At 66.9% G+C, this 16715-nt stretch carries 17 protein-coding genes and 1 riboswitch; of the genes, 9 read left to right on the top strand and 8 right to left on the bottom strand.

The genetic code is table 11. The features are described from left to right. The first annotated feature begins 20 nt into the window (after positions 1-20). The 6 genes from DQG17_RS06745 to DQG17_RS06720 all read left to right on the top strand — a co-directional run bounded on the left by DQG17_RS06745 (position 21) and on the right by DQG17_RS06720 (position 6426). Positions 21-1163, top strand: a complete 1143-nt coding sequence (locus tag DQG17_RS06745; RefSeq protein WP_116131954.1) for an ABC transporter ATP-binding protein — start codon at positions 21-23, stop codon at positions 1161-1163. A gap of 3 nt (positions 1164-1166) precedes the next feature. Then, complete coding sequence (locus DQG17_RS06740) at positions 1167-2057, top strand: ABC transporter permease subunit (protein WP_116131953.1); 891 nt, start codon at positions 1167-1169, stop codon at positions 2055-2057. Further along, positions 2054-2869 (top strand): ABC transporter permease subunit, encoded by an 816-nt coding sequence (locus DQG17_RS06735; RefSeq protein ID WP_116131952.1) that lies wholly within the window; start codon positions 2054-2056, stop codon positions 2867-2869. Before DQG17_RS06740 ends, DQG17_RS06735 begins: the two co-directional genes overlap by 4 nt. 10 nt (positions 2870-2879) lie before the next feature. Continuing rightward, the gene (locus DQG17_RS06730; RefSeq protein WP_116131951.1) at positions 2880-4256 is read left to right on the top strand and encodes an FAD-binding oxidoreductase; all 1377 of its coding nucleotides are present in this window, start codon (positions 2880-2882) and stop codon (positions 4254-4256) included. A 193-nt stretch (positions 4257-4449) separates the two neighbouring features. Then, positions 4450-5487, top strand: a complete 1038-nt coding sequence (locus tag DQG17_RS06725) for an endonuclease/exonuclease/phosphatase family protein (RefSeq protein WP_157973544.1) — start codon at positions 4450-4452, stop codon at positions 5485-5487. A 105-nt stretch (positions 5488-5592) separates the two neighbouring features. Next, a complete protein-coding gene (locus DQG17_RS06720; RefSeq protein ID WP_116131949.1) occupies positions 5593-6426 on the top strand; it encodes an inositol monophosphatase family protein in 834 nt (277 codons plus the stop codon). A 26-nt stretch (positions 6427-6452) separates the two neighbouring features. Here the strand turns inward: DQG17_RS06720 and DQG17_RS06715 are convergent, their stop codons facing one another. From DQG17_RS06715 to DQG17_RS06695, 5 genes are read right to left on the bottom strand one after another with little or no spacing between them, the layout of a single operon-like run. Beyond that, on the bottom strand, positions 6453-7103 hold the full coding sequence (locus DQG17_RS06715; protein ID WP_198666039.1) for an energy-coupling factor ABC transporter ATP-binding protein: 651 nt from the start codon (positions 7101-7103) through the stop codon (positions 6453-6455). Beyond that, entirely contained in the window at positions 7090-7875 is a 786-nt protein-coding gene (gene cbiQ, locus DQG17_RS06710; RefSeq protein ID WP_116131948.1) for a cobalt ECF transporter T component CbiQ, read from the bottom strand. Before cbiQ ends, DQG17_RS06715 begins: the two co-directional genes overlap by 14 nt. Next, a complete protein-coding gene (locus DQG17_RS06705) occupies positions 7872-8525 on the bottom strand; it encodes a cobalt ABC transporter permease (RefSeq protein ID WP_116131947.1) in 654 nt (217 codons plus the stop codon). The genes cbiQ and DQG17_RS06705 overlap by 4 nt, the downstream gene beginning before the upstream one ends. Then, positions 8522-9139, bottom strand: a complete 618-nt coding sequence (cbiM, locus tag DQG17_RS06700) for a cobalt transporter CbiM (protein ID WP_116131946.1) — start codon at positions 9137-9139, stop codon at positions 8522-8524. The genes DQG17_RS06705 and cbiM overlap by 4 nt, the downstream gene beginning before the upstream one ends. Before the next feature lie 3 nt (positions 9140-9142). Further along, positions 9143-9955 (bottom strand): DUF4198 domain-containing protein, encoded by an 813-nt coding sequence (locus DQG17_RS06695; RefSeq protein ID WP_116131945.1) that lies wholly within the window; start codon positions 9953-9955, stop codon positions 9143-9145. Between the two features lie 140 nt (positions 9956-10095). Beyond that, positions 10096-10316, bottom strand: a riboswitch (cobalamin riboswitch). 91 nt (positions 10317-10407) lie between these two features. On the opposite strand from DQG17_RS06695, the gene prfA reads away from it, so the two are divergent. The 3 genes from prfA (at position 10408) to DQG17_RS06680 (ending at position 13360) form a co-directional block, all read left to right on the top strand. After that, positions 10408-11463 carry a peptide chain release factor 1 gene (prfA, locus tag DQG17_RS06690; RefSeq protein ID WP_116132623.1) on the top strand — a complete coding sequence of 352 codons (1056 nt, stop codon included), beginning with the start codon at positions 10408-10410 and terminating at the stop codon, positions 11461-11463. Next, on the top strand, positions 11460-12302 hold the full coding sequence (gene prmC / locus DQG17_RS06685; RefSeq protein WP_116131944.1) for a peptide chain release factor N(5)-glutamine methyltransferase: 843 nt from the start codon (positions 11460-11462) through the stop codon (positions 12300-12302). Before prfA ends, prmC begins: the two co-directional genes overlap by 4 nt. A 236-nt stretch (positions 12303-12538) precedes the next feature. Further along, positions 12539-13360: a DUF4167 domain-containing protein gene (locus tag DQG17_RS06680; RefSeq protein WP_116131943.1), complete on the top strand. Its 822-nt coding sequence runs from the start codon at positions 12539-12541 to the stop codon at positions 13358-13360. Between the two features lie 135 nt (positions 13361-13495). Here the strand turns inward: DQG17_RS06680 and rsmA are convergent, their stop codons facing one another. The 3 genes from rsmA to DQG17_RS06665 form a co-directional block, all read right to left on the bottom strand. After that, positions 13496-14347, bottom strand: coding sequence for a 16S rRNA (adenine(1518)-N(6)/adenine(1519)-N(6))-dimethyltransferase RsmA (gene rsmA / locus DQG17_RS06675; RefSeq protein ID WP_116131942.1), 852 nt, complete (start codon positions 14345-14347; stop codon positions 13496-13498). Positions 14348-14447: 100 nt separating this feature from the next. Then, entirely contained in the window at positions 14448-15455 is a 1008-nt protein-coding gene (pdxA, locus tag DQG17_RS06670; protein ID WP_116131941.1) for a 4-hydroxythreonine-4-phosphate dehydrogenase PdxA, read from the bottom strand. After that, a complete protein-coding gene (locus DQG17_RS06665) occupies positions 15452-16678 on the bottom strand; it encodes a peptidylprolyl isomerase (protein ID WP_198666038.1) in 1227 nt (408 codons plus the stop codon). The genes pdxA and DQG17_RS06665 overlap by 4 nt, the downstream gene beginning before the upstream one ends. Between the last annotated feature and the right edge of the window lie 37 nt (positions 16679-16715).

Below are 16715 nucleotides of genomic sequence, written 5' to 3'. Positions count from 1 at the left end.
GAGAGCAGTCGAGAGTGCCAATGCCAGACCCCAAGCCCTCTGCACAGCCCGTCGAATTCGCCCCCTGGGTCGATCCCAAGGCCGCGCCGCTGATCTCGTTCCGCGGGGTGACCAAGCGGTTCGGAGATTTCACGGCCATCGATAACCTGTATCTCGATATCTTTCAGCGCGAGTTCTTTGCGCTGCTCGGTCCCTCGGGCTGCGGCAAGACCACGTTGATGCGGATGCTCGCGGGGTTCGAGAACGCGACCGAAGGCACGATCCTTCTGGAGGGCCAGAACATCGGCGCGGTGCCGCCGAACAAGCGCGCCGTGAACATGATGTTCCAGTCCTATGCGCTGTTCCCGCACCTGACGGTCTGGGACAACATCGCCTTCGGGTTGAAGCGGTCCGACATGCCGAAAGACCAGATCCCGGCCCGGGTCGAGGACATGCTGCGGCTGGTCCAGATGCAGAAATTTGCCAAGCGCAAGCCGCACCAGATCTCGGGCGGCCAGCGACAGCGGGTGGCTCTGGCGCGCAGCCTTGCCAAGGCACCGAAGCTGCTGTTGCTTGACGAGCCTTTGGGGGCGCTCGACAAGAAGCTGCGCGAAGAGACCCAGTTCGAACTTATGGAGATCCAGGAAAAGACCGGCACGACCTTTGTCATCGTCACCCACGACCAGGAAGAGGCGATGACCGTCGCCAGCCGGATCGCGGTGATGGATCATGGCAAGCTGATCCAGGTCGATACGCCGCCCGTGATCTACGAGGCGCCGAAATCGGTCTATGTCGCCGATTTCCTTGGCGACGTGACGGTGATCGAGGGGCGGGCAAACCGCGTCGGCGACATCTATGAGGTCAGCTGGGCCGAAGGTCAGCCGCCGCTGCGCTGCGCCTCGCCGCTCACACTTGCACCCGACCAGTCCTGTTTTGTCGCCGTCCGCCCCGAGAAGGTCGAGATCCACGCCGACCGTCCCGAGGACGAGAACGTATTGCAGGGCAAGATCGTCGACATCGGCTATCTGGGGAACCTCTCGACCTATCACGTCCAGCTTGCCAACGGGCAGATCATCAAGGCCCAGAACTTCAATACCGAACGCGACACGCGCCGCCGTTTCACCTGGGAAGAAGACGTCTGGGTGAACTGGACGGTGCGCTGCGCCATATTGCTGGAGCGCTGAGGGATGCGCCGCCTTCTGCTGATCGCCATTCCCTACGCCTGGCTTGTGGCGCTGTTTCTGGTGCCGTTCCTGATCGTGGTGAAAATCTCGCTGTCGGACGTGCAGCTTTCGATCCCGCCCTATACGCCGACGCTGGAATTTTCCGCCGGCTGGACCGGGATCCGGGATTTCTTCTCGCAGCTCGATTTCGAGAACTTCGTGTTCCTGACCGAGGATTCGCTTTATTGGAAAGCCTATCTGTCCAGCCTGCAGATCGCCCTTGTCTCGACCGCTCTGACGCTGATGGTCGGCTATCCGATAGCCCTTGCCATGGCCAATGCCGAACAGGCCTGGCGACCGACGTTGATGATGCTGGTGATCCTGCCGTTCTGGACCAGTTTCCTGATCCGCGTCTATGCCTGGATGGGCATCCTGTCGACCGAGGGTTTTCTGAACCAGTTCCTGCTGTGGACCGGCGTGATCTCCGAGCCGCTGACGATCCTCAATACCCGCGTCGCGGTCTATATCGGCATCGTCTATACCTATCTGCCGTTCATGATCCTGCCGATCTATGCGACGCTCGAAAAGCTCGACGTCTCGCTTCTCGAGGCGGCCGAGGATCTGGGCTGCACGCGGCGGCAGGCGTTCTGGCTGGTCACCGCGCCACTGTCAAAGCCGGGCGTGATCGCCGGCTGCTTTCTGGTCTTCATCCCCGCGATCGGTGAATTCGTCATCCCCTCGCTGCTGGGCGGGTCGCAGACGCTGATGATCGGCAAGGTGCTGTGGGAGGAGTTCTTCTCGAACCGCGACTGGCCGGTGGCCTCGGCGGTGGCGGTCGTGCTGCTGCTGATCCTGGTGATCCCGATCATCCTGTTCCAGCGCAACGAACAGCGCCAGCGGGAGGCCGAACAATGAAGCGGTTTTCCTTCTTCAGCGCGGTTTCGCTGACACTCGGTTTCGCCTTTCTCTATGTTCCGATGCTGATCCTCATCATCTTCTCGTTCAACGAATCAAAGCTGGTGACGGTCTGGGCCGGGTTCTCGACCAAGTGGTATGTCTCCCTTCTGCACAACGAGGCCTTCCTCGATGCGGCCTGGGTAACGCTGCGCGTCGCGGTGTTCTCCTCAACCATCGCGACGGTGCTGGGCACGATGGCGGCCTATGTTCTTGTCCGTCAGGGGCGGTTCGCGGGGCGGACGCTGTTTTCCGGCATGATCTATGCCCCGCTCGTCATGCCCGAGGTGATAACCGGCCTGTCGCTGCTGCTGCTGTTCATCGCGGTCGGGGTCGACCGGGGGATCTTTACCATCGTGCTGGCGCACACGACCTTCTCGATGTGCTATGTCTCGGTCGTGGTTTCGTCCCGGCTTGCCACCTTTGACCGGTCGGTCGAGGAGGCGGCGCTCGATCTGGGCGCCGAGCCCTTCGATGCGTTCCGCAGCGTGACGCTGCCGATCATTGCGCCTGCAGTCATCTCGGGCTGGCTTCTGGCCTTTACCCTGTCGCTCGACGATCTGGTGATCGCGTCCTTCACCGCCGGACCCAGTTCGACCACCCTGCCGATCAAGATCTTCAGCTCGGTGCGGCTGGGGGTCAGCCCCGAGATCAACGCGCTGTCGACGCTGATGATCGGGATCGTGACCGTCGGCGTCATTTCTGTGTCGATCATGACCAAGCGGTCCGCGACGCGGCAGGCACGCGACGAACGCGCCGCCATTCAGGGTTAAGGAAACTAAAATGCAACGGATCTGCGGGGCGCGGGCCTATGGACCCGACCCCATCAAGAACAGCTTCTGGCGCGCAAGCGTGTCAGAGCAGCCGAACTGGATGCGTCCCGAAGGCGCGATCACCTGTGACATTGCCGTTGTGGGCGGCGGATATACCGGCCTGACCGCGGCGCTCGATCTGGCAGAGGCGGGCGCCGACGTGGTGCTGCTCGAGGCCGAGGCGCCCGGCTGGGGAGCCTCGGGGCGCAACGGCGGCTTCTGTTGCCTTGGCGGCGCCAAGCTGTCGCGCAAGCAGTTCGTCCGCCACCACGGCGAGACCGCGATGCGCGAGTTCTTCGCCGCCGAGCGCGACGCCGTGTCTCTGGTGGCCGAAACCCTCGACCGGCTTGCGATCGACGCCGATTGCCATTCCGAGGGCGAGACCCAACTGGCCCATAGCGCGGCCGAAATGGCCGGGCTGCGCGCCAGCGTGCCGGTCCTGCGCGATCTGCTCGGGATCGAGCCGCGGCTGACCGAGCCCGGCGATCTGGCGGCCGAAGGCTTGGCCAGCCCCGAGTTCCATGGTGCGCTGACCCTTCCGGTCGGTTTTGCGCTGAACCCGCTGTCCTATGCGCTTGGTCTTGCAAGTGCGGCTGCCGCGGCGGGCGCGCGCATCTTTGCCTCGGCGCCGGTGCAGGCCATCGCGCCCCATGGCGCGGGCTGGCGGCTGCGTCTGAACGGGGCCGAGGTGACGGCGCGGGTCCTTGTCATGGCGACCAATGCCTATGGCGCCGAGGATGTGCCAGCCTGGATGGCCGGGCGGTTCATGCCGGTGCAAAGCAACATTCTGGTCACCCGGCCGCTCGAGCCCGACGAACTGGCCGAACAGGGCTGGACCTCGCGGCAGATGTGCTATGACACCCGCACGCTCCTGCATTATTTCCGGCTGATGCCGGACAACCGGATGCTGTTCGGCCAGCGCGGCGCGATCCGCACCGATGCCGCCGCCGAGGCGGCGATCTTTGCCGACGGGCGGCGCGATTTCGCCCGCATGTTCCCGTCCTGGCAGGCGGTCGAGATGGACTATGCCTGGTCGGGCATGGTGGCGATTGCCCGCAACCGCACGCCCTATGTCGGGCCGATTCCGGGTGGGCCCACGGCCTTTGCAGGTCTTGCCTATCACGGCAACGGGGTCGCAATGGGCAGCTATGCCGGCGGACTTCTGGCCGATCTGGTGCTTGGCCGTCCGACCCGGCGACCCTATCCCACCGTCATGCGCGCGCCGATGGGGCGGTTTCCGCTCGGCCGGTTCCGTCGTGCCATGCTGGCGCCGATTTATACCATGTACCAGCTTGGCGATGTCGACTGGTCGAAGCGGCCCTGGTCTGCCCGCAGCGGCGTCGCCTGAGCCCGCCTGACAGCATCGATTGCCTGTCGAATTGGCCGCCGCCGCAGCACTCCGGCGGCGGCCGATAGCGTGGTTTTCATCGAAGTGTCATCCGAACGACATCAGCGGGCAAGGATCCCGGCCCGAACATCGGCCCGAACCTGACCATGGGGCAGGGGACACCGAACAGATGATGCGCTGCGGGAGATGCTGGATGCGTGAGATCGTGACCGAGACGGTGGCGCGGATGGCGGCGCCTGCGAGCGAGGAACGCGGCATGGCCGCGGTCGCGCTGGGAAATCTGGTGGCCCACGACCGCTTCGTTGCGGAATGGACCTGCTTCAACACCATCGAACTGGTCGGTCCAGATCGTCCCGCGGCACCGGGAAACGAGATCGTCGTTGCCGCCTGGAACATGGGACGCTGCAAACGGGTCGAGGCCGCCGCAGACCTGATCCGCGCCTCTGGGGCCGATGTCGTGCTGGCAAGCGAGCTGGACCACGGCATGGCGCGGTCGGGGCAGCGCCATACGGCACACGATCTCGCCGAACAGCTTGGCTTTGGCTATGCCTTCGGGGTCGAGTTCGTCGAACTCGGGCTTGGCGATGCCGCCGAGGCCCGGGCTTGCGTCGGCATGAGCAACCGTCATGGGTTGCACGGCAACGCGATCCTGTCGCGCTGGCCGCTCGAGGATGCGGCGCTGATCCCGCTCGACAGTGGCGGCGGCTGGTTTGGCTCGGCTGCGGCGCGCAACGGTCCGCACCGGATCGGCGGACGGATGGCACTGGCCGCGCGGATCCTGACCGCGGCCGGGCCTCTGACCCTGGTGTCGACACATTTCGAGGTGCGCGGCGACCCGAGGGTGCGCGCCGCGCAGGCCGAGACGCTGCTGGCCGGGCTGCTCAACGCCTATCCGTCCGGGCCGACGGTGATTGGCGGCGATCTCAACACGCGCGCATTGCTGCAGGGTGGGACGACCGCGGCCGAGGCGCTGGCCCGGCCCGAGCGCATCGAACATGCCTTTGGCCGTTTCGCCGCCCAGGGGTTCGGCTGGAAAACCTCGAACTGTTTCCAGGGAACGGCGCGGGTGCCCGACCCGTCAGGGCCCGATGCGCCGCTTCTGCCGCTCGACTGGATTCTGGTGCGCAAGGCCGTCGCCTCGGCGCCGTTCATGGTGCCGGCGCTGGCGCCCGGCGGCGACATCCTGTCGGACCATGCGCTGGTCGGCGCGCGCATCCACGTTTCGGCCTAAGGTGTCGCGGCCGGGTTGTGGAACGGTGCGCTGACGCCGCGGGATCGTGGGGCTATACCGACGCCCATAAGCAGGACGACAGACAGACCGAAAGGACAGGCACGGATGATCCCCGACGAAACCCAGGAGGCCGCCCTGATCGACGCGGTGCGCGCAGCGGCGCGGCGCGAGATCCTGCCGCGGTTCCGCAACCTCGAAGCAGGCGCAATCTCCTCGAAATCCGCGGTCGACGATCTGGTGACGGTGGCCGACCGTGCGTCCGAGGCCGCGATCTCGGCCGCGGTGGCACAGATCCTGCCCGGCGCCGCCATCGTCGGTGAAGAGGCCGTGGCCGCGGACGCGACAATTCTGGACCGCATCGCCGCGTCCGAGACCACAGTCATCATCGACCCGATCGACGGCACCTGGAACTATGCCATGGGGCTTTCGACCTTTGGCGTGCTGCTGGCGGTGACCGACCGCGGCGAGACGGTGTTCGGGCTGCTTTACGATCCGGTGGTGGACGACTGGGTGATGACGCGACGGGGTGGCGGCACGTGGTATTGCACGTCGGGCGGACAGCGCCGGCAGTTGCGGGTCGCGGATGCGGGCGCCGAGACGTCGTTTCCCGGCTTCTCCTCACCCTGGCTGCTGCCGCCGGCGAAGCGCGAGCGCTTCCAGCTTGAACTGTTGCCGTTCGGCCGGGTGGCGGACCTGCGCTGCGCCTGCCACGCCTATCGCCAGATGGCGTTCGGGCACGGCCGGTTCAGCACGGATTTCAAGCTGATGCCCTGGGACCATGCGGCGGGCGTGCTTGCCTGTCAGGAGGCGGGTTGCGCCGTTGGCTTGCTCGACGGCCGCGACTATGCCCCGACGATTCACGAGGGCTATCTGATCACCGCCCGCGACGCCGCAACGCTGGCCGAGCTGCGGGCGCAGTTCGCCTGGCTGCTCGACTAGCCCTCGCGCGCTTCGGGCCCGCCCGGTCAGGCGGGCCCGAGGCGGCCGTCGCGAAGCCGCAGTTCGCGGGTTGCGAGCCGTTGGCGAAAGCGGGCGTCGTGGCTGACCAGCACCATGGCCTGCGGCAATTCCTCGAGGATCCCGGTCAGCCGCGCCTCGTTCGCCTCGTCGAGCGCATTGGTCGGCTCGTCGAGCAGCAGAACCTCGGGGTCCATGACCAGCACGGTGGCAAGTGTCACCAGCCGTTTTTCACCGCCCGACAGCTTGTGGGTGATGCGGTTGCGCAGATGCGTCAGCTCCAGCTCGGCCAGCACCGCATCGACCCGCGCCAGCGCCTCGGCCCGGCTGGCGCCAAGGTTCAGCGGGCCAAAGGCAATGTCCTCGGCCACGGTCGGGCAGAACAGCTGATCGTCAGGGTCCTGAAACACCAGACCGGCGCGGCGCCGGACCTCGTGAAAATCGCTCTCCTCCCGCCGCGGGGCGCCAAAGGCCACGACGCGGCCGCACGCGGGCATCAGAAGCCCGACCATGATCTTCAGAAGCGTCGATTTTCCGGCCCCGTTCGGCCCGGCGATCGACAGCCGCTCGCCCGGATGCAACACCAGATCGGCGCCCTGCAGAACCGGCGGCCGGTGGGGAAATGCAAACCGGATGTCCGAGAGTTCAAACAGCGGCAAGGGCAAGCTCCGCGGCAAGAAGCCCGGCCAGAACGGCGGCAAAGCCGGTGGCAAAGGCGATGTCGGCAGCACCGACCCGCATCTCGGCCACCAGCGGGATCTGCCCGGTGAAGCCGCGGCACTTCATGGCGCCAAGAATGCGTTCTGACCGTTCCATCGCCCGCACCAGCATCATGCCGAGCAGGAATCCGATGCTGCGATAGGTATGCCGGTCGGTCGCGGGCCGAAACCCGCGAGCCTTCATTGCCTGACGCAGGCGCAGATATTCCTCGCGCAGCACGTCGATATAGCGGACGGTGAACATCAGCAGATGCACCAGCGTCGCGGGCACCCGCAGCCGGTGCAGCGCATGGCCCAAGGTCACCGGCTCCATCGTGCCGACCAGCGCCATCAGCGCGAGGATCGCCGCATTGGCCGTCAGCGCGATACGGACGGCCTGTGCCAAGCCCTCGTGCGAGGCCTGAAATCCCCAGATCGTAAAGATCGGCTCGCCTGGCACGGTGAAGGGCAGCAGCACCAGAATGAACAGGATGAAGCTGTCCATCGCCGCCATCCGCCGCAAGGTTGGCCCGGGTGGCAGGCCCGACGCGGCCAGCAGCGCCAGCGCCGGCAGCAGCGCGAGCGCCAGCACCGGCAGCGCGTCGCAGGCGACGACCACGACGGCGAAGGCTGTGGCCGCGACGATCCGCACCCGCGGATCGACCCGACCGAGCCAGCCGCCGCCGCAGGCATCCGATCTGCCTGCGGCGGCGCCCGAGAGCGTCGCGCTCATGCGGCGTGCCTCAACCGCTGGCGGGCGGCAAGGTAGTAGCCGACGCCCGCCAGACCGAAGATATAGCCGATGCCGCCAAGGATCGACTGCAGGTCGTTCTTCTCCTTGTAGGCATCGATCTCGCGCCGCAGCGGGCGCATCTCGTCCCGAACGATGGTGGCGATGGCCTCGTGTTCCGCCGGGCTGAGCGTGACCTCTCCGCTCTGTTGCGGCAGCGGCAGGGGGCCGGGATTGGCGCCGGGGATGGCGGCCGCGGCGAGCGATGCGCGCGCGGCAGGTGCCTCCGGGGTGGCTTGGGCCGCGGGGGCGGCAGCAGCGCCGCGTTTGGCGACAATGGTGGCCACGGCCTCGGCGCTCATCCGCGCCTCGGCCACGTGGCCTGCGCCAAGGTTGGCGCGAAAGACCAGCGCCACGGGCGCGGTCGGCGCATAGGTGAAGAAGCCTTCGCCATCGGTTGTGGCCTCGCCAATCCGGTTGCCTTGCGCGTCCAGGACCTCGACTTTCGTGTCCCTGGCCATGGCGCCGTCGGAGAATCCGATCTCGCCTTCGATCCGGGCGCCGCTGGGAAAGACCGATGCGATCACCTTGTGTGCCAGCGCCGGCAGCGGCGTCAGCACAAGGCACAGCGACAAAAGGGCAGGGCGGATCATGATGCAGCCTCCGCGACATTGCCGAACAGCTCGGGCTTGACCTGTTTGGCGAGATAAACCGCGGCGGCCGACAACAGCCCCTCGATCACCATGATCGGGATATGGGCCAGAAACACCAGCTTTGCCGCCGGCAGAAACGCCTCGCCCGTCAGGCGAAGAGCCAGCGCCACAAACAGCGTCGTCAGCGCAATGGCCAGCGCCCCGCCGATCCCGGCCCAGATTGCGGCCGTCCGGGGGCTGCACCGCTGCACCTGACGACCGCAGAGCCACCAGACGATCACGGCCGGTGCGGCGATGTTGAAGGTGTTGACCCCCAGGACCGTGATGCCGCCGAAGCCGAAGAACACCGCCTGCAACAAGAGGCCCACAAACAGCGCCGGAAACGCCGCCCAGCCCAGCACCAGCCCGGCCAGCCCGTTCATGATCAGATGCACCGAGGATGGCCCGATCGGCACATGGACCAGCGAGGCGACAAAGAAGGTGGCCGAAAGCACGCCCGCCGCAGGGATCTTTTCCATCGGCAGATCGCGCAGGCCCCGCGCGACACCGGCCGCCCCCAGCACTGCGCCGGCGATCACAACCGGGTTTGACAGCGCTCCATCAACGATATGCATGGCTCATTCCATCTCCCAGGCGCGGATCCACAGCACCGCATCCTGACTGAGGTCTTTGCCGTCGAAATCGGTGTCGGGGCCCGAGCCGAGCGCGGCAAAGCCCCAATAGCCCGCCTTCGGAACGCCAAAGGTGAATTCTCCCTGCGCGTCCGCGATGGCGACCACGGCGCCGCCCGGCATCGGCCCCGACTGCGGCGTGCCCGCGATGCCGGCGGCCATGTCTGGTTCGGCCGCCATGAATTCGATCTCGACCTCGGCACCCGGCACCGGTTCGCCGTTTCTCAGAACCCGCCCGCTGAAGGTCGAGCCCGCAATAATGTTGGTCGGTTTGTTCAGCGGAAGAATTTCGGTCTTCAGGCCCTGCGGCTCCATCCAGTCGGTCGGCAGGCCGGCGCGGTTCAGATAGGACTTGGCGATCTGCTGGATATAGATGTCCTCGCTTTGCTCGTAATAGGGCGCAGCGACCACAACGACGACATAGTCGCCGGCGCGTGTGACCGGGATCGAGGCGTCAAAGGCCTCGGCCGAGTTCTCGGCCCCTTTGAAGGTGGCGGGCACCAGCCGGTCCATCAGGTCGGTCCTGTTGCCGCGGTTCACGGCAAAGAATTCGAGCGGTGGCGCCATGTCCATGGCATGGCCGTTCTCGAACGGGTGCCAGAAGATCAGCTTGACCGGCACGTCGCCGGGCGCCGCGATCAGCGGGTCGGGGGTATAGATCAGCTGGAAGTGGGCAGCGGCAGGGCCGGCAAGGCAAAGCCCGGCGGCAAGCGCCAGCGGAAGGGTTCCCGCAAGGAAGGGTCGCGAAGGTACAAACATGTGTCGTCTCTCTCAAACAGGCCGCGGATCGCGGCGGAGCTGAAAGGACGGACGGGGAAGTAGGCCCGAAACGGACGGATTGCGCCTGGCCGTTTCGTGCCAGACGCTCACCCCGGCGTCCGGTGGAACACCGCACCGGTTTCCCGGCACGGATTCTGGGCAGGTCTCCTGGCTTGCGGGTCACTGCGCGGGCCGGCCTTCCCGGGGTACAAGTGGCCCCAGTGGCATGTTCGGTCGCGCTCGCCGCTTACAGTTGCGGGGGCAGCCACGGAATTGGTCCCTGATGGGTACGCCGCACCGTGTTCCCTTTTGAATCCCCAGGCTGCTGAGCGTCCGGGGAACCGAGAATGCCCCTCAGTGGCGCTGAACCGACGGGATTGTCAATTGCACGGCTGGTCGCGCCCCGCGGCCGCCACTTGACCCGGGCGCGGCAATCCGGCAATGGCCGCGGCATGGTTCCCGAGCAGAGACTAGACGAGATCGCCGCGCGCTTTGCCTTTCTCGAGGCGAAGATGGCCAGTGGCGTCGATTCGGGCCAGATCGTGCCGCTGGCCCGCGAATATGCCGAGTTGCGGCCCGTGGTGGCCGAGATCGAGGCCTGGCGCCAATGTCGCGCCGAGATCGCCGAAGCCGAGGCGCTGCTTTCCGACCCCGAAATGCGCGGCCTCGCCGAGGAGGAATTGCCCGCCCTGCGCGCCCGACTGCCCCGGCACGAACAGGCGCTGCAACTGGCGTTGCTGCCGAAGGATGCTGCCGACGCCCGCCCCGCGATCATCGAGATCCGGCCCGGCACCGGGGGCGAGGAGGCGGCGCTGTTCGCGGGCGATCTGTTGCGGATGTACCAGCGCTATGCCGAATCCCTGGGTTGGCGGTTCGACCTGATCGAGATGGCCGAGACCGAACTCGGCGGGGTCAAGGAGGCGATTGCCCATGTGACGGGCGAGGGCGTCTTTGCCCGGCTGAAATACGAATCCGGCGTCCACCGGGTACAGCGCGTGCCCGAAACCGAATCCGGCGGGCGGATCCACACCTCGGCCGCCACCGTCGCGGTGCTGCCCGAGGCCGAGGAGGTCGATATCGACATTCCCGCCACGGACATCCGCATCGACACCATGCGGGCGAGCGGCGCCGGCGGCCAGCACGTCAACACCACCGATTCGGCGGTGCGCGTCACGCACTTGCCCTCGGGCATCGTTGTCACCAGTTCCGAGAAATCCCAGCACCAGAACCGCGCCATTGCCATGCAGGTGCTGCGCGCGCGGCTGTTCGATCTGGAGCGCCACAAGGTCGCCGCCGAACGCGCCGCCGACCGCAAGGCGCAGGTCGGGTCGGGCGACCGGTCGGAACGGATCCGGACCTACAATTTCCCGCAGGGCCGCATGACCGATCACCGGATCAACCTGACGCTCTACAAGCTCGATCAGGTGATGCAGGGCGACCTTGGCGAGGTGATCGACGCGCTGATTTCCGACGATCAGGCCCGCAAGCTGGCGCAGCTTTCGGAATGAGCGGGGCGGCCGCTCCGACGCTCGCCCGGGCCTTGGCCCTGGCGACGGCGCGGCTGCGCGCGGCCGGGATCGAGACCCCCGAGCGTGACGCCCGCCGGCTGCTTGCGTTCTCGCAAGGCATCGCCGCCGACCGCCTGAGCCTGCACCTGCCCGACCCGCTGACCCGCCCCGAAGCGCTCGAAACGGCGCTTGCCGCCCGCGAAGCCCGCCGCCCGGTGTCGCAGATCGTCGGACAGCGGCTGTTCTGGGGCCGCCAGTTCCGGGTCACCGCCGACGTGCTCGACCCGCGCCCGGAAACCGAGGAACTGGTTGCCGCGGCGCTTGAGGCACCGTTCTCGCGGGTGCTCGACCTCGGCACCGGCAGCGGTTGCCTGCTGCTGAGCCTGCTGGGGGAGCGTCCCAGCGCCACGGGGCTTGGCGTCGATCTCTCGGCCAAAGCTCTTGCAGTGGCCGAGGAAAATTCCGCAACACTTGGAATAAAGGCGGATTTTTGTGTTTCTGACTGGTTCTCGACCGTCTCGGGCAGCTTCGATCTGATCGTCTCGAACCCGCCCTATATAGCCGCCCACGAGATGCCCGGCCTCGACCCGGAGCCGCGGCTCTGGGAGCCGCGCATGGCGTTGACGGACGAGGGCGACGGGCTTGGCGCCTATCGCGCCATTGCCGCCGGTGCGATGGCGCATCTCGCCCCCGGGGGACGGCTTCTGGTCGAGATCGGGCCGACCCAGGGCGCGGCGGTCGCGGCGCTGCTTGCCGCTCAGGGCCTTGACATCCGCGGCGTCCGCGCCGACCTTGATGGCAGGGACAGAGTGGTGCTTGCAGACCGGCAATTGCGGTAAAGGCAGTCGGAATGTGGCATCATGGCGGTGAATCGGCTGGATCGCGGGCCAATTTCGCTTTTTGACTTGTCAGCGCACCTGTCCCATGATTAGCAGGCACAGTACGGATCGAAGGGCGCACTGCCCCCTGTACCCGAAAGCCATAACAAGTTGGACCACGCCGCAGGACAGCAAAGCGCCTGCTCAAGGCACGACAACGGTCCGTTTCACCGCAAGAAGGCGGGAACAGAAAACAGATGAGATCATCAAAGTCACGTTCGCGTTCCAAGTCGAACCGCTCGCGCTCGATCGGAAACATAGTCAACCGGGTTTTCGATTCATCGGGCCCGGAGGGCAAGGTGCGTGGCACCCCGCAGCAGATCATTGAAAAGTACACCCAGCTCGCCCGCGATGCGATGGTCTCGAACGACCGGGTGGCGGCCGAAAACTTCCAGCAGCACTCAGAGCATTACACACGGATGCTGGGCGAGGCGCAGCGCGAGCAGGACGCCCGGCGTGACCAGCAGGATGGCCAGCAGAACCGCCCCCGCGACCGGCAGGACGGCGGCTATGACAACGGCGACGATGGCAATGACAGCCGCGACGACAACCGCGATACCCGCGACGACAATCGCGATCGGGACAGCCGCGACGACAACCGCGATCGCGATACCCGCAACGACACCCGTGATCGCAATGACACCCGCGGTAATCGCAACGACAACCGCCGCGACAACGATGCGAACCAGAGGCGCGGCAATGACCAGCCGGATCTGATCGAAGATCCGATCCATTCCGACCCGCAACCCCACGTGTCCGATTACGCGGCCCCGCGGCGCAGCGCGGCGTCCGAGGTGATCGGCGAGGCCCCCGCCGCCGACAGCGGCCTCGTGGAGACCCCCGAAAGCAAGGATACGGGCGAGAGCAAGCCGAAGCCGGCGCGCGCGCCAAGGCCGCGCAAGCCCCGCGTCAAGGCTCCGAAGCCCGAGGCCGAAACCGGTGCCGCGACGCCGTCCGACACTCCGGCGGAACCCGCCGTCGACTCCGGCAGCAACGGCTCGACCGAAGCCGCCGAGTAAGCCGCGCCGGCCCGATCCCTGCAAGACCTTCTCAACACCGCTGCCTGCCCCATGGGGGCAGGCTTTTTTATAGGCCTGCGCCGGCCCGCTCCGGTTGTTTGGTCTCTCCGGTCGTTTGGCCTCGTTATCGAGGCCTCAGGAACTCGGCCGCGCGGCCACCGCACGCGCCAGCGCGGCAAAGCCCGAAATCGGCACCTGTTCGGCCCGTTCGGTCGGCAACAGCCCCGCCTCCGCCAACAGCGCCTCGACATCGCCGCCAAGCCCTTTCAGGGCCGCCCGCAACATCTTGCGCCGCTGGTTGAAGGCCATGGCGACGACGTGGCTCAGCACCCCGGCATCGGCCGGATAGAGCGGTTCGTCCCGTGGCCGAAAATGCACGACGGCCGAACTCACCTTCGGCGGTGGGGTGAAGGCCTCGGGCGGCAGGCGCAGCGCGATCCGCACGTCGCAGCGCCATTGCGCCAGAATCGCGAGCCGGCCATAGGCCTTGCCGCCCGGCTGTGCCACGATCCGCTCGGCCACCTCCTTCTGGAACATCAGCGTCAGCGACGACCAGTAGGGCGGCCAGACCGCGGGCGTCAGCCAGCGCACCAGCAATTCGGTGCCGACATTATAGGGCAGGTTCGCAACCACATGGATCGGCGGGCCGAGATGCTCCAGAGGGTCGATCTCCAGCGCGTCGCCCTCGATCACCTGAAGCCGCCCGGGCCAGGCTGCGGCCACCTCGGCCAGTGCGGGCAGACAGCGCGCGTCCTTCTCGATCGCCAGAACCTTGCCGGCGCCCTCCGACAGCAGCCCCCGGGTCAGCCCGCCGGGCCCCGGACCGACCTCCAGCACCGAGGCGCCCGACAGATCGCCGGGGATCCGCGCGATCCGCGCGGTCAGGTTCAGATCCAGCAGGAAGTTCTGCCCGAGCGATTTCTTCGCCGCCAGCCCGTGCTGCGCAATCACCTCGCGCAGCGGCGGCAACCCGTCGATCGCACTCATCGCGGCATCTTCTTCTGTTGAAAAATATCCTCGGGGGGGCTTGCCGCAGGCAAGCGGGGGGCAGACAGCCCCCCTGCAGCGACTGCCGCAGCGGTCCCGATCATGTGGCGGCGCGCGCCCGCGCCATCCGTCCGGCCAGCAACAGCGCCTCGACGGTCGAGCGGACATCGGCCAGGCCTTGCCCGGCGATATCAAGGGCGGTGCCGTGATCGGGCGAGGTCCGCACGAACGGCAGGCCCAGCGTCACGTTCACCCCGCGAGAGAAATCGAGCGTCTTGATCGGGATCAGCGCCTGATCGTGATACATGCAGATTGCGACGTCATATTGGGCCCGCGCCTCGGGGTGAAACATCGTGTCCGCCGGCAGCGGCCCGAGCAGCGACAATCCCTCGGCCCGCAGATCGGCAATCAGCGGTGCGATCCAGGTAAGTTCCTCCGTTCCCATGACGCCGCCCTCGCCGGCATGCGGGTTGAGGCCCGCAACCGCCAGCCGTGGGGCCATGATGCCAAAGTCGCTGCGCAGCGCCTCTGCGGTGATCCGGATTGTCCGGGCCAGCAGCTCCGGCGTCAGCTGCTTTGGCACCTCCGACAGCGCCACATGAATCGTGACCGGCACCACCCGCAGCGTGTCGCAGGCGAGCATCATCACCACCCGGTCGACGCCGCCGAGCGCCGCGAGGTATTCGGTGTGGCCGGGATAGCCGAAACCCGCACCGTCCTTCAGCGCCTTCTTGTTGATCGGGGCGGTTACAACGGCGCTGGCGGCACCGCTTTGCACCAAAGCGACCGCGCGCGCGATCACTGCAATTACGCCGGCCGCGTTGGCGGGATCGGGGCATCCGGGCACAGTCGCGGCCGGAAAATCGTGGCGCAGCACCGGAAGTGCCGTTTCCGCGGCGCGTGCCGCCTCGGCCGGCGTCGCGATCTCGGCGATCGGCGTGCCGGCGGGCAGGTGCCTTGGGTCGCCGATCCAGGCAAACGGCAGGGTGCCCCGCAGCCTGTCCCAGGCGCGGGCCGCGATCTCTGGACCGATGCCTGCGGGTTCGCCGCAGGTCAGAACCGGTGGAAGGCTGGCGGCCGAGGCCAGGATTCCGCCTGTGCCCGTCATGGGTAGCGGATCGTCGCGTCGGCCTTCAACTGGGCCAGATAGCCGTCGCCATACGCGGCGATCCGCTGGTTGCGCAGGTTGTTGCGGACGACTGCCCGGTCGAGCTCCTCGTCGAAGATCGGCGTGCGGGCACAGAGCATCAGGAATTCGAGGTTCTGGCCCGAAACCAGCGCCGTCGAGCTTTCGCCCGGGTCGAGCTTTGCAAGTTCCATCGCGGTGCTTGCGGGGATCTTGTCAAGCGGTCGGGTCTCGATCACCAGCCGCTCGGGGGGCTGACCCTTGGCAACGCCGTAGAGGTCGCTGCAGGTATCGACCCGCGCGCGGACCTTGGCGGCCTCGGACAATGCTGCCTGGCTGCGCCCGCCGGGGATCAGATAGATCGCGTATTCGAGCGCCACATTGCCGGACTCGACAGTCCCGGTCTCGCGCAGCTCCAGCAACTGGAAGATCGCGATAAATCCGTTGCCCGGCAGCGGCTCGGTCATCTGCCCGGGCGCCATGGTCAGGATCTGGGAGCGGACCGGCGCCGGCAGGTCCGACAGCGGCAGGAACTTTTCAAGCCGGCCGCCCCGGGGCGCCGAAGGGGCCGCAGAATACTCGCGCGCCGCCGCGGCGAATTCGGCGCGGGTTTTCACATTGTCCTGGATCTGCTGGAGGATCTCGTTGCTGCTGGCGGTTTCCTGCTCGTCGCGTGCCGGCAGGATGATTTCTGCCAGCAACGCTTCGGCGCCGCCCTTGCGCGACGACAGCGCCAACGCGCGGTCGATCTCGGTGTCGCCGACCTGGGTGCGCGCAGCGAATTTGGTTCCCACCACTTCGCGCCAGACGATCCCCGCCTGCACGAAGTCGCGATAGCTTTCCGGCGCGACGCCGTTTGCCGACAGCGTGTCGAGGAAAGTGGGCAGGTCCATATTCACCCGGGAGGCGAATTCGGTCATGCCCTCGGTCAGCTGCTCCTCGGTCATCTCGATGCTCATGGACTCGGCGGCCTGGCGCCGCAGCCGGTCGTCGATCAGCCCGTCCATCGCCTGTTTCTTCAGATCGCCCGGGGTGCGGAACAGCTGCAGCATCAGGATCCGCTGCTCAAGTTCGTATTCGGTAATCGGCCGGTCGTTGACGATCACGACAGGCACAAAAGGGCTGCCCTGCTGCGCCAGAGCCGGGGCGACGTTCAGAACGGCGCCCAGGACCAAAAGGACAACGGTCCCAAGACTCTGCCGCAAATGTCGCATCCTTGCCTCGCCCTGCTGCCTGCCGGTC

The organism is Tropicimonas sp. IMCC34043 (genome assembly GCF_003390845.1).
Classification (GTDB): Bacteria; Pseudomonadota; Alphaproteobacteria; order Rhodobacterales; family Rhodobacteraceae; genus Tropicimonas.
This window is presented reverse-complemented; position numbering and strand designations above follow the sequence as displayed.